The following is a 13695-nucleotide window of genomic DNA, read 5'->3' as shown; positions in this document are numbered from 1 at the left end:
CTGGAGCAAATTGTTGGCGAGATTGAAGACGAGTTCGACCTTGTTGAGGACGAGGGCGATATTTATGGCTTGGCGGACCGCACTTACCGCGTTAGCGGAGACACCACGATAGCGCGTGTTGACGACGCCTTTGGTGTCAAGTTGACCAGTACCGACCCGAACGACGAGTTTGAAACGATTGGTGGTCTGATTGCCCATGAGATGGGGCACGTCCCCAGGCGGGGTGAGCGGCACACGCTGGCAGGGCTCGATTTTGTGGTGCTGCACACCAAAGGTGGTGCTGTCAAATGGTTCAAGGTTTCGCCCGTGGTTGATGAATCCTCCTAAAGATCAGAGCCGCTGGCCAACCCTGGCGCGAATGGCGGTCGCCTTGATCGCGGGTGGTGCCCAGGCGGCCAGCATGGCCTGGCCAATGTCCTTTCAGGCAGCCTATTTGCAGCTGCTGGGTCTCCACCCGGGTCAGCCAGTTTGGTGGCTTCAATTGCTGGCATTGGCGCTGCTGGTGGGCGTGCTGCGGGGCACGCGAAGCTGGCGTCAGGCGGCACTGTCGGGTTGGTTGTTCGGCACCGCCTGGTTGCTCGGCAGCGTCGGCTGGACTTTTGTCTCGCTGCACACTTATGGCGGCTTGCCGGCTCCTCTGGCGGCCCTGGCGGTGCTGGGGCTGAGCGCTCTGCTGGCCTTGTACTACGCTGCGGCCTGCGCCATATTTGTCGCCCTGATGCCGGCCTACAGGCCTTGGGCAGCTGTTGTATTTGCCGCCCTCTGGCTATTGGCCGAATTGATGCGTGGCACCTGGTTGACCGGTTTTGGTTGGGGTGCTTCGGGCTACGCGCAGGTCGATGGGCCGTTGGCGGGCTACGCGCCATGGTTGGGTGTTTATGGTTTGTGCGCCATGTCGGCGTGGCTGGCCATAACCTTGGCGCACGCCTGGCAGGGTGGCTCCTGGCGTGATCGGGTGCGAGGTTTGGCGGCTCCGCTGGTGCTGCTGTTGCTGCCGTTTGCGTACTCCGTGGGCGCACCGGAATTGTCAACCGCCAGCGGTCGCTTGAGTGTCACGCTATTGCAAGGCAATATTGCCCAGGACGAAAAATTTCAAGCTGACAGCGGTGTGCCGAAGGCCTTGCAGTGGTACGCCGAGCAAATGAAAAACAGCCGCACGGCACTGGTGATTGCGCCTGAAACCGCCATTCCGGTGTTGCCGCAACAACTGCCACCGGATTATTGGGAAGCGCTGCAACAACGTTTTGGCACCGGCCAACAGGCCGCCCTGATCGGCTCCCCCTTGGGTAACTACCAGCAGGGTTACACCAACTCGGTGGTGGGACTCAAGCCTGGGCAGGCGCAGCCCTGGCGCTATGACAAGCAGCACCTGGTACCGTTTGGCGAGTTCATTCCGCCGTTTTTCAAATGGTTCACCGCGATGATGAACATCCCGCTGGGCGACTTCAATCGCGGCGCCGTCAAGCAGGCGCCTTTTGAATGGCAGGGGCAAAAACTGGCGCCCAATATCTGTTACGAAGATCTGTTTGGCGAGGAGCTGGCGCTGCAATTTGCCGACCCGGCACTGACGCCCAGCATCTTCGTCAACGTCAGCAATCTGGCGTGGTTCGGCAACAGTCTGGCGATGGACCAGCACCTACAGATCGCACGACTGCGGGCAAAGGAGTTTGAACGCCCTATTGTTCTTGCAACCAATACCGGCGTGACCGCGATCGTCGACCACCGGGGCGCTGTCGTTGTCGCCGCGGCACGCGACACCCGGACGGTTCTGGTGGGCGAGGTGGAGGGCCGAAGTGGCGTGACGCCCTACGTCTGGTGGGTCTCCCGGCTGGGTCTGTGGCCTCTTTGGCTGTTGGCTTTGGGCTTTGTTTTGTTGGCGTTGCGTGCCAAGTTGCGAAAGCGCTAGCCCACTGCGGTGCTGTCGCACTACGCCGGCAGTCATCGAGCCCGTAAAATCAAGGTTTTACACGCGCCCGCCGCAGCTTACCCAGTCATGTTGACGTTCCAGCAAATCATTTTGAAACTACAGTCCTACTGGGACGCTCAGGGCTGCGCGCTGTTGCAGCCCTATGACATGGAGGTAGGTGCCGGCACCTCCCATACCGCTACCTTTTTGAGAGCGCTCGGACCCGAGCCATGGAAGGCCGCCTACGTGCAGCCGAGCCGCCGCCCGAAGGATGGTCGCTACGGCGAAAACCCGAATCGTCTACAGCACTATTACCAGTACCAGGTGGTTCTGAAGCCGGCGCCGGCCAACATTCTGGAACTGTACCTGGGCTCGCTGCAAGCACTTGGATTTGATTTGAAGAAGAACGACATTCGTTTTGTCGAGGACGACTGGGAGAACCCGACGCTGGGCGCCTGGGGCCTGGGCTGGGAGGTTTGGCTCAACGGCATGGAAGTGACACAGTTCACTTATTTCCAGCAGGTCGGCGGCCTGGACTGCAAGCCCATCACGGGCGAGATCACCTACGGGCTGGAGCGCCTGGCCATGTATTTGCAGGGTGTCGACAATGTCTATAACCTGGTGTGGACCGACAGCGGGTCAGCGCCGGGCCGCTCCCAAGCTGACCCAGCCCCCTCGGGAGGCAGCGAGCCACACGCAGTGGGCGAGCGTGGGGGCAAAATCTTTTATGGCGATGTCTACCTGCAGAATGAAAAAGAGCAGTCGGCCTACAACTTCGAACACGCCGATGCCGATTTTCTGTTCACCGCTTTTACCGCGCATGAAAAGCAGGCCAAGTACCTGATGGAACAGCAACTGGCATTGCCGGCTTACGAGCAGGTGCTTAAAGGTGTGCACACCTTCAACTTGCTGGATGCGCGCGGTGCCATCAGTGTGACCGAACGCGCCGCCTACATCGGCCGCCTGCGCAACCTGGCGCGTGCCGTGGCGCAAAGCTACTACGACAGCCGTGAGCGTCTGGGCTTCCCGATGGCTCCGCGCGAGTGGGTGCAGGAGATGACAAAGAAGGCAGCATGAGACATTGCGGGACAGACCGGAGCGAAGCGGAGCTCTGTCCTCAACCGATTAAAGACTATGACAAGCCAAAACCTTCTCGTTGAATTGTTTGTCGAAGAGCTGCCACCCAAGGCGCTCAAGAAACTGGGCGATGCGTTTGCGAACCAGTTGGCCGACCAGTTGCGTGCCCAGGGGCTGGCCAGCGCTGAATCGGTGGTGACGGCTTATGCGTCGCCGCGCCGCCTCGCCGCCCATGTGACCCATGTCTGGCTCAAGGCCGCCGACAAGGCGGTGCAGCAAAAACTCATGCCCGTCGCGGTGGGGCTGGATGCAGCGGGCCAGGCAACGCCGGCGCTGATGAAAAAACTGCAGGCCCTGGGCGCCGACGTGTCCGACCCGGTGGCTGCCGTGGCCGCACTCAGAAGAGCGCCGGACGGCAAGGCCGAGGCCTTGTTCTACGACAGTCTGGCGACCGGCGCCGCGCTGGATACCGGCCTGCAAAAGGCGCTGGCAGAAGCCATTGCCAGGCTGCCGATCCCCAAGGTCATGAGCTACCAGCTGGAGACCGATTGCGAGTTGCCCGGTTGGAGCAGTGTGCACTTCGTGCGTCCCGCGCACGGTCTCGTGGCGCTGCATGGCAGCACCGTGGTGCCAGTGACGGCGCTGGGCCTGAAGGCCGGCAACCTGACGCAAGGTCACCGCTTCGAGGCGAAAGTGTCGCCTGTGGTGATTGCGGATGCCGACCACTATGCCGCCACGCTCGAACGCGATGGTGCGGTGATTGCCGGGTTCGATCAGCGCCGGTTTGCCATCGTCTCGCAGTTGGCCGGGGCTGCCGAAAAGCTGGGCCCCAGCTACCAGGTGCTGATGGATGACGCTTTGCTGGATGAGGTGACCGGCCTGGTCGAGCGCCCCAATGTGCTGGTGTGCGAGTTCGAAGAACAGTTTCTCGAAGTGCCGCAGGAGTGCCTGATTCTTACGATGAAGGCCAACCAGAAGTACTTCCCGCTACTGGATGCACAAGGCAAGCTGACCAACAAGTTTCTCGTCGTCAGCAACATCAGCCCGGATGACGCCAGCGCCGTGATTGGCGGCAATGAGCGCGTGGTGCGCCCGCGCCTGGCCGATGCGAAGTTCTTCTTCGACCAGGACCGCAAGAAGACGCTGGCCTCGCGTGTTGCGGGGCTGGACAAGGTGGTTTATCACAACAAGCTGGGCTCGCAGGGTGAACGCGTGGCGCGCGTGAGTCGCATCGCCACGGACATTGGGATGATGCTGGCAGTGGAGGGCGATTCCACTATTGCGATGCATGCCCAAAGGGCGGCAATGCTTGCAAAAACAGACTTGGTAACGGACATGGTTGGCGAATTCCCTGAGCTGCAGGGCATCATGGGTCGTTATTACGCGCTTAACGATGGCTTGCCCTCCGACATTGCTGATGCCATTGAAGACCACTACAAGCCGCGCTTTGCCGGCGACGAGCTGCCACGCAATCAGGTTGGTGTCGTGGTCGCGCTGGCCGACAAGCTGGAAACCCTGACCGGCATGTTCGGCATCGGCAACCTGCCGACCGGCGACAAGGACCCGTTTGCGCTGCGCCGTCATGCGTTGGGCGTGATCCGCATGCTGACCGAGAAGGATTTGCCGCTGGAGCTCGGCGCGCTGCTCGCTGGCGCGGTGCCGGCCTTTGGGGACAAAATCAGCGAGGCCACTTCCGCCCTGATCGAGTTTATCTACGACCGCCTTGCGGGCTCGCTTCGCGAGCAGGGCTACAGCGCACAAGAGGTCGACGCGGTGGTGTCTCAACGCCCACAGCGCCTGGGCGAAGTGCCCAAGCGCCTCGCCGCCGTGCGCGCCTTCGCGGCCCTGCCTGAAGCCGCCGCACTGGCCGCTGCCAACAAGCGCATCAGCAACATCCTGAAAAAAGCGCAGGACGTCGACCCCCACGTCAGCGAAGTCCTGCTCAAGGAGCCCGCCGAAATCGCCCTGTTCGCGGCCATGAAGGATGTCGCACCCAAGGCGAAAGCGCAGTTCGAGGCCGGTGACTACACCGCCTCGCTGCAAACCCTGGCCGCGCTGCGCGCCCCGGTCGACGCCTTCTTCGACAACGTCATGGTCAATGCCGACGAAATGGACCTGCGCCTCAATCGCCAGGGGCTGCTGAAGAGCCTGCACGACGCCATGAACCGGGTGGCTGATCTCTCGAAACTCGCAAGTTGACCTTGACCGCCATGAAACTCGTCATCCTCGACCGCGACGGCACCATCAATGAAGACAGCGACGACTATGTGAAGTCCCCGGAGGAATGGATGCCCCTGCCCGGCGCGCTGGAAGCGATTGCCCGCCTCAACCATGCGGGCTGGCATGTGGTGGTGGCCAGCAACCAGTCTGGCCTGGGGCGTGGCCTGTTTGACGTGTCCACGCTCAACGCGATGCACGCCAAGATGCACCAGATGCTGGCGGCAGTGGGCGGGCGGGTGGATGCCATCTTTTATTGCCCGCATGCGCCCGATGAGGGCTGCCGCTGCCGCAAGCCGGAGCCCGGCCTGTTTGAACAGATTGGCGAGCGCTATGGGCTGGACCTGCACGGCGTGCCGGTGGTGGGCGACACCGCGCGCGATGTGGTGGCTGGTGCGGCCGCCGGATGCCAGCCGCATCTGGTGCTCACCGGCAAGGGCGCGGCCTACCGGGGGCGCAGCCTGCCCGACAACTTTCCCAAGGAAACACAGGTGCATGCGGACCTTGGCGCATTTGCCGATTTCCTGATTGCGCGGCAAGCCGAGGCCGCGTGATGTCCTTGATTCGATCCGTCTTGCACATGGCGTGGCTGCTGATCACGGTGATCCCGTGGGGGCTGACGCTGGTCGTTATTTCCCTGTGGGTTGGCCGTACGCCGCTGTGGTGGTTTGCCGTCAACTGGTTCCGGCTGGTCATCTGGGGAACGCGCACGATTCTGGGCATTCAGGTGCGCGTGAGCGGCCTGGAGAACCTGCCGCAGGGCGCGACCGCTCCGGCGATTCTGCTGTCCAAACACCAGTCCACGCTGGAGACGCTCCTGCTGCCGACCCTGATGCCGCATCCGCTGGCCTTTGTGTTCAAGCGCGAGCTGCTGCGCATCCCGTTTTTTGGCTGGTCAATGGCGCGGCTGGATATGATTCACATCGACCGCGAGTCACGCGCCGCCGCCCTCAAGCATGTGGTGGCGCAGGGCAAGCGCCTGCTGGCGCAAGGCACCTGGATCATCATGTTCCCCGAAGGCACGCGCATGGCGCGTGGGCAAAATGGCACTTACCAGACTGCAGGCAGCCGGCTGGCGGTTGAAACCGGTGCGCCGGTGATCCCGATTGCGGTGTCGTCCGGCAAATGCTGGCCGCGCACCGGCTTCACCAAGTTCCCCGGCGTGGTGGATGTCTCGATTGGCAAACCGATACCAAGCGTCGGGCGTGAGCCGAAGGAACTGATGCGTGAGGTGGAGGCCTGGATCGAGGCCGAGATGCGCCGGATTGATCCCGAGGCTTACCGCTAAGGCAGCCGCCATGCACCCGCTTCTTCGGTTCACACTCGATCTATTTGAGTCAAATCAGGCTGCAGCCCCCGAAAATGCTTCGCATTCAGCTATTGAATTGATAGCAAAAGAGCCGCACAAGCCAGCCAAACGCCTGGAGGATGTGATTGCCCCGGCAAAGTTTCACCATCCCCGCGCCAACCGCGAGGCGCGTTTGTGTGACGCCGTGGTGGCCTATGAATTCAAACGCGGCAAGCGCCGCACCATTGGTTTTTCGGTGGGGCCAGATGGCCTGGTGGTGCGTGCGCCCAAGTGGGTGCCACTGTATGAGGTGGAGGCCGCCCTGCAGGAAAAGTCGCAGTGGATCATTCGCAAACTGGGCGAGACGCGGGAGCGTCACGAGCGTCTGGTCTCCAACCGCATCGAGTGGCGCGACGGCACCAGCATTCCTTTTCTCGGAGAGCCGGTGACGGTGGTGCTGGACCCGCGGCACGCCTTTGGCGCTGCCGGTGCGGAACTGCAGACTGACAGCGCGAGCCTGACCCTGCTGGTGGGGCTGTCCCACACGGCCACGCCTGAGCAGATTCGAGACGCGGTGCAGGCCTGGCTGATGCGGCAGGCCAGGCGGGTCTTCATCGAGCGACTGGATCACTTTGCGCCGCAGTTGCAGGTGCAGTGGCACAAGCTGTCACTCAGCAATGCGGGTACGCGCTGGGGCAGCGCCCGCATTGACGGTGCCATCCGGCTCAACTGGCGCCTGATTCATTTCAGGCAGCCGGTCATTGACTACGTGGTGGCGCATGAGCTCAGCCACTTGCGGGTGATGGACCACAGCCCGCGCTTCTGGGACACGGTGCGCTCGGTGGTGCCTGACTATGCGGTGCTGCGTGGGCAACTCAAAGACGACTCGGTGCCACGCTGGCAGTAGCGCCGCGCCCGGCGTCACCAACAAGGAGCCATGCCATCATGAGCCTGAGCTATGACACCCTCGCCAGCCTGGCACTGGCCCTGGGGCTGGGTCTGCTGATCGGCGTGGACCGCGAGCGCCGCAAAGGCAGCGGCCCGACGCGGCACTTTGCCGGCATCCGCACCTTTTCTCTGGTGGCGCTGGCTGGGGCCGTGGCGCAGTCCCTGGACCAGCCCTGGATCACGGTGGTGGCGGCGATCCTCGTCGCTTCGCTGACGGCGATCTCGCATTTGAAAGACCGCTCCAAGGACCCCGGTGTGACCACCGAGATGGCCCTGTTCGTGACCTTTCTGCTCGGTGTGCTGGCGGTCGAGCAGCCGGCCGTCGCGGCAGCTGCGGGCGTCGTGGTGGCTGGCCTGCTGGCGGCGCGTGAGCCCTTGCAGCGTTTCTCCACCCACACCCTGTCAGAGCAGGAACTGCGCGACGCGCTGGTGCTGGCCGGCTCGGCGCTCATCATCCTGCCGCTGGCGCCCAACCAGCCCCTGGCCTGGCTCGGCGGCGTCAATCCGCGCACGGTCTGGCTGCTGGTGGTGCTCCTCATGGCTGTGCAGGCGGTGGGGCATGTCGCCTTGCGCCTGTTTGGCGCCCGGCTGGGGCTGGCCCTGTCGGGACTGGTGTCGGGCTTTGTGTCGAGCACGGCCACCGTGGCCGCCATGGGGGCGCGGGCTCGCCAGCATCCCGAGATGCACATGGCCTGTGTAGCCGGCGCCTGGTTTTCCACGGTGTCCACGGCGCTGCAGGTGGGCTTGATTGCGCTGGTGCTGCAGCCCGCTGTGCTGCGCAGTCTCGCGCCGTCACTGGGCGGCGCCCTGGCCATGGCGTTCGCGCTGGGCCTGGGCGCCTTGCGGCGCACCGAACTGTTGCCGGCCGATGACCAGGTCACGGGGCGCGCCTTCAGTCTGGCCCAGTCCATCGGGCTGGCCGTGCTGCTCTCGGCTATCACGGCCGCCGTGGCCTGGGTGCAGGGGGCCTATGGCACGCTGGCCATCTACGCCGCCACCGCGGTCGCCGGGTTTGCGGACATGCACTCGCCGTCGGCGGCGGCCATCACCCTGTCGGCCCAAGGTGCCATCGACTCCGCCACGGCCGTCACCGCCGTGCTGCTGGCTTTTTCCACCAACTCGGTGAGCAAGATCGTCGCCGCCTATGTCGCGGGCGGTGCGCGCTTTGGCACCCCGGTTTCGCTGGGGCTGGTGGCCGTGGCGGCGGCGGCGTGGTTGCCTTGGGCATGGAGCGGCTAGTCGCCTGACGGGCGGGAGCCGGCTTTCTCATGTACTTTCGCCTTGCCGCGGATGGCGTCCTGCTGCTGCACCTGGCCTTCATCCTGTTCGCCCTCGTGGGTGGCGCGCTCGCTGCCAGGTGGCGCTGGATGCCATGGGTTCATCTGCCTGCAATGGCATGGGCGATCTTTGTGGAGTTCACGGGGCGTATCTGCCCGCTGACCTATCTCGAGAACGACCTTCGTCTGCGGGCCGGTCAATCGGGCTACACGACCAGCTTCATCGAGCACTACCTTCTGGATGTCATCTATCCCGCTGGTCTGACCCGCGACGTTCAGTTCGGACTGGCGGCTACGGTCGTGGTCGTCAACATCGTGATCTATGTCTGGCTGGTCCTGCGCCGGCCGATGCAAGACCGAGATGCCTGAGCACTCAACGAGGCGACAGGCGCCGTTCCCTGCTGTAACTGCGTTCAGCGCGCCTGCAATTTATTGATGTACTCAATAAGGGCAAGGATGCGGCTTCGCACATAGACCTCAGGGTCGTAAGGCGTATCTGCGTAGTACTCGCCAGCCTGGACGCGGTAGACGGACCCCCAAACAGGCATGTCGCGCGAGCCATGGCTGGGAACGTTGCCGCCCCTCTCAATCGTTTCGTACAAACGGCTGACTGGAAACACGCCCCCATTGCGTTGTACCAGCGTGGTCAAATCTGTTGCGCGGCGCGGCTGCTGCAGAATCTCCCAATAGGGACCGTCCCCCTTGCCACTGGTGCCATGGCAAACGGCGCAGCTTGATTCGAATTCCCGTTTGCCAAAGTCAAGCTTGCCGGCCTGAGCGAATGCCACGCCGCTGAACAGCGTGAACGCTATCAAGGACGCCGATACCTTCGTTGCACATGGATACTTCATCATCTACCTCCTGTTTGTTGAGCAGAACAATTGCAGGTCCGAAGCAATGCGTCCGATAAGCCCGGGAGCAATCCGCAACCTGCCATCAATGTAGGCGGGTCACACTGACGAGGCTTGATTTTTCTCAATGAAGGTCATGCATCAGGAGTCACCATGACAGCCACGCGGCGAAATTGCGCGTGCTAAGCTGAGCCCCCTGTTTCAAATCATTGTGTCCACAACTGGAGCTGATCTTGCCTGGCCTTCTACCTCATGTTGACCCCAAAGGGTTGCTCGAATTCTCCGTGGTGTACACCGACCGCGCGCTCAACCACATGTCCCAGAGTTTTCAGGGCGTGATGCGGGACATCTCCGGCATTCTGAAAGAGGTCTACAAGGCCCGATCGGTCGCCCTGGTGCCCGGTGGCGGCACCTTTGGCATGGAGGCGGTGGCGCGGCAATTTGCCACCGGCAAGAAATGCCTGGTCATCCGCAATGGCTGGTTCAGCTACCGCTGGAGCCAGATATTCGACATGGGGCAGATTCCGTCCGAGACGATTGTCCTGAAGGCGCGTCGCCAGGGTCAGGAGCACCAGGCGCCCTATGCGCCGGCTCCCATCGACGAGGTGGTGGCCACCATCAAGGCCGAGAAGCCGGCAGTGGTGTTCGCGCCCCACGTTGAAACCGCCAGCGGCATGATCCTGCCCGACGCCTATCTGCGCGCCGTGGCCGATGCGGTGCATTCGGTGGGCGGCCTGTTCGTGCTGGACTGCATTGCCTCGGGCGCGATCTGGGTCGACATGGTGGCTACTGGCGTGGACGTGCTGATCAGCGCGCCGCAAAAAGGCTGGAGCAGTTCGCCCTGCTGCGCGCTGGTGATGCTGAGCGAGCTGGCGCGCACCCGCATTGACTCCACCACCAGCAGCAGCTTTGCCTGCGATCTGCGCAAGTGGCTGCAGATCATGGAAGCGTATGAGAACGGTGGCCACGCCTACCATGCCACCATGCCGACCGATGCCCTCACGCGACTGTGCGAGGTGATGAAGGAAACGCAGAATTACGGTTTCGAAAAAGTGCGCGCCGAACAGCAGGAGCTCGGTGACAAGGTGCGCGCCCTGTTTGTGCGCAAGGGCATCAAGAGTGTGGCGGCGCCCGGTTTTCAGGCGCCGGGTGTGGTGGTGAGTTACACCGACGACGCCGACATCCAGTCGTCCAAAAAGTTTCTCGCCCAGGGCCTGCAAACCGCCGCCGGTGTGCCGTTGCAGTGCGACGAGCCGGCCGATTTCAAGACCTTTCGGGTCGGCCTGTTCGGCCTGGAAAAACTGCACAACATCGAGCGCACCGTTCAGCAGCTGGAGACGGCGCTTAACGCGGTCCTTTGAGGCCGCGCACCATTGCCGCTCAGGCGCCAGCGGCCGCCTGAAACCGGTACACACCATCCTCGCCCAGGGTGCGCTGCAGGCGGCCTTCAAACCACAAGGCATGCAGGTGGGCAATTGACTCACCCATGGCAAAGGTGGTCTGGTGCAGGTCCAGCGTGCGTTTGAACAGCACCGGCAGCATGTCGGCTGCACTGCAGGGCCGGGCCGTGCAGGCCTGCATCACCTCGGCGAGGCGCTCGCGATGGTGGTCATGCAATTGCTGGATGCGTTCAAACAGGCCGGTGAACGGTTTGCCATGCGCGGGCAGGGTGAGCGTCCGGGCATCGAGCGCCCTGAATTTGTCGATCGAATCCAGAAACTGCTTGAGCGCATTCGATTCCGGCTCCTGGTCATAGACGCTGACATTGGTGGAGATGCGGGGCAACATCATGTCGCCACCGATCAGCACCTTCAGTTCACCGCAATACAGTGAAATGTGCTCCGGCGCATGGCCGTAGCCGCTGATGCACGCCCACTGCCGTCCGCCAATGGTCAGCGTGTCGCCATCCATCATGCGCCGGTACTGGCGCGGCACCGAGGGCACCAGCGTCGGAAAATAGTTGGAGCGCCCTTTGACTTTCGCCACTGTATCGGGGTCATTCAGGCCGTGGGCGGCAAAGAACAGCGCTGCCGAATCACCGCCGAAACCGGTCGGACCTTCGGTGCCGATGCGTGCCATGGCGTAGTCGGTGGCGCTGATCCACAAGCGCACCTTCCAGCGTTCGCACAGCCAGTGCGCCAGTCCGATGTGGTCCGGGTGCATGTGGGTCACGATCACGCGCAGGATGGGCAGGCCCTCGAGTTCATTGGTGAACACCTGTTCCCATTGCGCCTTGGCTTCTTCAACGGCGATGCAGCAGTCCACCACACTCCATCCGGGTTGGCCGTCGATCTCGTCGCGCAGCAACCACAGGTTGATGTGATTCAGTGCAAACGGCAGCGCCATGCGGATCCATTTGACGCCCGGCGCCACCGTCATGGCCGCGCCGGTGGCGGGCAGCGTATCGCCCAGTGGGTAGTGCAGCTGTTTTTCCAGCGCATTGGCGGGACTGTGGGTCGGCTTGTTCAACGGGGTTCCTGATTTGCTCCATAATTGACGTTTACGTAAACGTCAACCAAGGCTGGCATTGTAGGGGGGCATGCGCTTGGGCGCTGTCACCTTCGTCAATCACTATTTATGGCTATCACCTACAGCATCAGCGACCTGGCGAGAGAGTTTGACCTGACGACGCGGGCCATCCGGTTTTATGAAGATCTGGGTCTGCTGCAGCCGGAGCGTTCCGGTCCGGGAGGACGCAACCGCGTGTACAGCGGGCGCGACCGTACCCGCCTGAAGCTGACACTGCGGGCCAAGCGCCTGGGACTGAGCCTGACCGAGGCCAAGGAAATCATTGACATGTACGACAGCCCGCGGGACACCGGGCCGCAGTTGCAGAAATTCCTGGCGGTGCTGGCGGATCACCAGAAGCAGCTGGAGGCCCAGATGACGGACTTGCAGGCCAATATGGATGAACTCAAGGCGCACCAGCGCGAGGCCCGCGTGCTGCTGGGCAAGAGCCTCAGCAAAAGTGATGCAAAAAGCAATGCCGCCAAGGGAAAGAAAGATCATGCCGAATGAAACGCTACTGAATCGCGTGCAGCAAAGCTTTGACCGGCAGGGCCTGATGCGGCATCTGGACGCGCGGCTGCTACGGGTCGAACCGGGCCTGTGCGTGGTGGCGCTGCCTTACTCGGACAAGGTGACGCAGCAGCAGGCCGGTTTTCACGGCGGCGCCATCGGTGCGCTGGCGGACATCGCCGGCGGCTATGCCGGCCTGACCACGGTACCGGCGGACATGGAAGTCGTCAGCGTCGAGTACAAAATCAATTTTCTGGCGGCGTTTCAGGGCGGTGAACTCCGCGCCACGGGTCATGTCGTCAAGGCCGGGCGCCGCGTCATCGTGACCACCGCAGAAGTCATCCATATCGACGCCGATGGCAAAGAGAGTGCTTGCGCGGTGATGCAGCAAACGCTGGTGCCCGTGCCCAAGAGTTATTGAAAACCAACGTAGTTATTGAAACAGAACCAAGGAGCAACCATGAACATGCCAGGACTCAATTTTCAGCTCGGCGAAGACATTGACGCCTTGCGCGATGCCGTGCGCGAGTTTGCACAGGAAGAGATCGCGCCACGCGCTGCCGACATTGACAGGAACGACCAGTTCCCGATGGACCTGTGGCGCAAGATGGGTGACCTCGGCGTGCTGGGCATCACCGTGGGCGAAGAGTATGGCGGCGCCAACATGGGTTACCTGGCGCACATGATCGCCATGGAGGAGATCTCGCGCGCCTCGGCCTCGGTCGGTTTGAGCTATGGCGCGCACAGCAATCTGTGCGTCAACCAGATCAAACGCAACGGCACCGATGCCCAGCGCCAGAAATACCTGCCCAAACTGATTTCGGGTGAGCATGTGGGCGCCCTGGCCATGAGCGAGCCGGGCGCCGGCAGCGACGTTCTGAGCATGAAGCTCAAGGCGGAAGACAAGGGCGGCTACTACCTGCTCAATGGCAGCAAGATGTGGATCACCAACGGCCCGGACGCCGACACGCTGGTGGTCTACGCCAAGAGCGAGCCGGAGCTCGGCGCGCGCGGTGTCACCGCCTTCCTGATCGAAAAAGGCATGAAGGGTTTCTCGGTGGCGCAAAAGCTCGACAAGCTGGGCATGCGCGGCTCCCATACCGGCGAGCTGGT

General features: G+C 62.6%; 15 protein-coding genes. 13 read left to right on the top strand and 2 right to left on the bottom strand.

The annotated features are described in order from the left end of the window. The 9 genes from Q7T10_RS19260 to Q7T10_RS19220 form a co-directional block, all read left to right on the top strand. Window positions 1-327, top strand: a 327-nt coding sequence (locus Q7T10_RS19260) for a transporter associated domain-containing protein (protein ID WP_304751316.1), incomplete at its 5' end; no start/stop codon positions are given. Continuing rightward, on the top strand, window positions 314-1906 hold the full coding sequence (lnt, locus tag Q7T10_RS19255) for an apolipoprotein N-acyltransferase (protein WP_304751315.1): 1593 nt from the start codon (window positions 314-316) through the stop codon (window positions 1904-1906). The genes Q7T10_RS19260 and lnt, both read left to right, overlap by 14 nt. A gap of 87 nt (window positions 1907-1993) precedes the next feature. Beyond that, window positions 1994-2983, top strand: coding sequence for a glycine--tRNA ligase subunit alpha (glyQ, locus tag Q7T10_RS19250; protein WP_304751314.1), 990 nt, complete (start codon window positions 1994-1996; stop codon window positions 2981-2983). A gap of 57 nt (window positions 2984-3040) precedes the next feature. Further along, window positions 3041-5182 carry a glycine--tRNA ligase subunit beta gene (glyS, locus tag Q7T10_RS19245; RefSeq protein WP_304751313.1) on the top strand — a complete coding sequence of 714 codons (2142 nt, stop codon included), beginning with the start codon at window positions 3041-3043 and terminating at the stop codon, window positions 5180-5182. A gap of 11 nt (window positions 5183-5193) precedes the next feature. Then, the gene (gene gmhB / locus Q7T10_RS19240) at window positions 5194-5754 is read left to right on the top strand and encodes a D-glycero-beta-D-manno-heptose 1,7-bisphosphate 7-phosphatase (protein ID WP_304751312.1); all 561 of its coding nucleotides are present in this window, start codon (window positions 5194-5196) and stop codon (window positions 5752-5754) included. After that, window positions 5754-6488 (top strand): 1-acyl-sn-glycerol-3-phosphate acyltransferase, encoded by a 735-nt coding sequence (locus Q7T10_RS19235; RefSeq protein WP_304751311.1) that lies wholly within the window; start codon window positions 5754-5756, stop codon window positions 6486-6488. The genes gmhB and Q7T10_RS19235 overlap by 1 nt, the downstream gene beginning before the upstream one ends. Before the next feature lie 10 nt (window positions 6489-6498). After that, the gene (locus Q7T10_RS19230) at window positions 6499-7395 is read left to right on the top strand and encodes a M48 family metallopeptidase (RefSeq protein ID WP_304751309.1); all 897 of its coding nucleotides are present in this window, start codon (window positions 6499-6501) and stop codon (window positions 7393-7395) included. Between the two features lie 38 nt (window positions 7396-7433). Further along, the gene (locus tag Q7T10_RS19225; protein WP_304751307.1) at window positions 7434-8675 is read left to right on the top strand and encodes a DUF4010 domain-containing protein; all 1242 of its coding nucleotides are present in this window, start codon (window positions 7434-7436) and stop codon (window positions 8673-8675) included. Between the two features lie 29 nt (window positions 8676-8704). Further along, a complete protein-coding gene (locus Q7T10_RS19220; RefSeq protein WP_304751305.1) occupies window positions 8705-9082 on the top strand; it encodes a DUF2784 domain-containing protein in 378 nt (125 codons plus the stop codon). Between the two features lie 44 nt (window positions 9083-9126). Here Q7T10_RS19220 and Q7T10_RS19215 read toward each other — a convergent pair whose 3' ends face one another. After that, window positions 9127-9564 (bottom strand): c-type cytochrome, encoded by a 438-nt coding sequence (locus tag Q7T10_RS19215; RefSeq protein ID WP_304751304.1) that lies wholly within the window; start codon window positions 9562-9564, stop codon window positions 9127-9129. A gap of 233 nt (window positions 9565-9797) precedes the next feature. Between Q7T10_RS19215 and Q7T10_RS19210 the strand changes: the two genes are divergently transcribed. Continuing rightward, window positions 9798-10925, top strand: a complete 1128-nt coding sequence (locus Q7T10_RS19210; protein WP_304751302.1) for an aminotransferase class V-fold PLP-dependent enzyme — start codon at window positions 9798-9800, stop codon at window positions 10923-10925. Between the two features lie 19 nt (window positions 10926-10944). On the opposite strand, the gene Q7T10_RS19205 is transcribed toward Q7T10_RS19210, so the two are convergent. Next, window positions 10945-12033, bottom strand: coding sequence for an MBL fold metallo-hydrolase (locus tag Q7T10_RS19205; protein ID WP_304751300.1), 1089 nt, complete (start codon window positions 12031-12033; stop codon window positions 10945-10947). Window positions 12034-12141: 108 nt separating this feature from the next. Here Q7T10_RS19205 and Q7T10_RS19200 point away from each other — a divergent pair, with 108 nt between their 5' ends. The 3 genes from Q7T10_RS19200 to Q7T10_RS19190 form a co-directional block, all read left to right on the top strand. Next, on the top strand, window positions 12142-12582 hold the full coding sequence (locus Q7T10_RS19200) for a MerR family DNA-binding transcriptional regulator (protein WP_304751298.1): 441 nt from the start codon (window positions 12142-12144) through the stop codon (window positions 12580-12582). Continuing rightward, window positions 12572-13003, top strand: coding sequence for a PaaI family thioesterase (locus tag Q7T10_RS19195; RefSeq protein WP_304751296.1), 432 nt, complete (start codon window positions 12572-12574; stop codon window positions 13001-13003). The genes Q7T10_RS19200 and Q7T10_RS19195 overlap by 11 nt, the downstream gene beginning before the upstream one ends. A gap of 39 nt (window positions 13004-13042) precedes the next feature. Further along, window positions 13043-13695: acyl-CoA dehydrogenase family protein (locus tag Q7T10_RS19190; RefSeq protein WP_304751294.1), on the top strand; the 653-nt coding region annotated here is incomplete at its 3' end.

The sequence above is a fragment of the Rhodoferax sp. genome, assembly GCF_030646845.1.
In the GTDB taxonomy this organism is placed as follows: domain Bacteria; phylum Pseudomonadota; class Gammaproteobacteria; order Burkholderiales; family Burkholderiaceae_C; genus Rhodoferax.
This window is presented reverse-complemented; position numbering and strand designations above follow the sequence as displayed.

Coding starts and splice junctions, on each gene's coding strand:
- gmhB (WP_304751312.1), top strand. CDS start 5,194: ATGAAACTCGTCATCCTCGACCGCGACGGCACCATCAATGAAGACAGC.
- Q7T10_RS19215 (WP_304751304.1), bottom strand. CDS start 9,564: ATGAAGTATCCATGTGCAACGAAGGTATCGGCGTCCTTGATAGCGTTC.
- lnt (WP_304751315.1), top strand. CDS start 314: ATGAATCCTCCTAAAGATCAGAGCCGCTGGCCAACCCTGGCGCGAATG.
- Q7T10_RS19195 (WP_304751296.1), top strand. CDS start 12,572: ATGCCGAATGAAACGCTACTGAATCGCGTGCAGCAAAGCTTTGACCGG.
- Q7T10_RS19200 (WP_304751298.1), top strand. CDS start 12,142: ATGGCTATCACCTACAGCATCAGCGACCTGGCGAGAGAGTTTGACCTG.
- Q7T10_RS19225 (WP_304751307.1), top strand. CDS start 7,434: ATGAGCCTGAGCTATGACACCCTCGCCAGCCTGGCACTGGCCCTGGGG.
- glyS (WP_304751313.1), top strand. CDS start 3,041: ATGACAAGCCAAAACCTTCTCGTTGAATTGTTTGTCGAAGAGCTGCCA.
- Q7T10_RS19230 (WP_304751309.1), top strand. CDS start 6,499: ATGCACCCGCTTCTTCGGTTCACACTCGATCTATTTGAGTCAAATCAG.
- Q7T10_RS19235 (WP_304751311.1), top strand. CDS start 5,754: ATGTCCTTGATTCGATCCGTCTTGCACATGGCGTGGCTGCTGATCACG.
- glyQ (WP_304751314.1), top strand. CDS start 1,994: ATGTTGACGTTCCAGCAAATCATTTTGAAACTACAGTCCTACTGGGAC.
- Q7T10_RS19220 (WP_304751305.1), top strand. CDS start 8,705: ATGTACTTTCGCCTTGCCGCGGATGGCGTCCTGCTGCTGCACCTGGCC.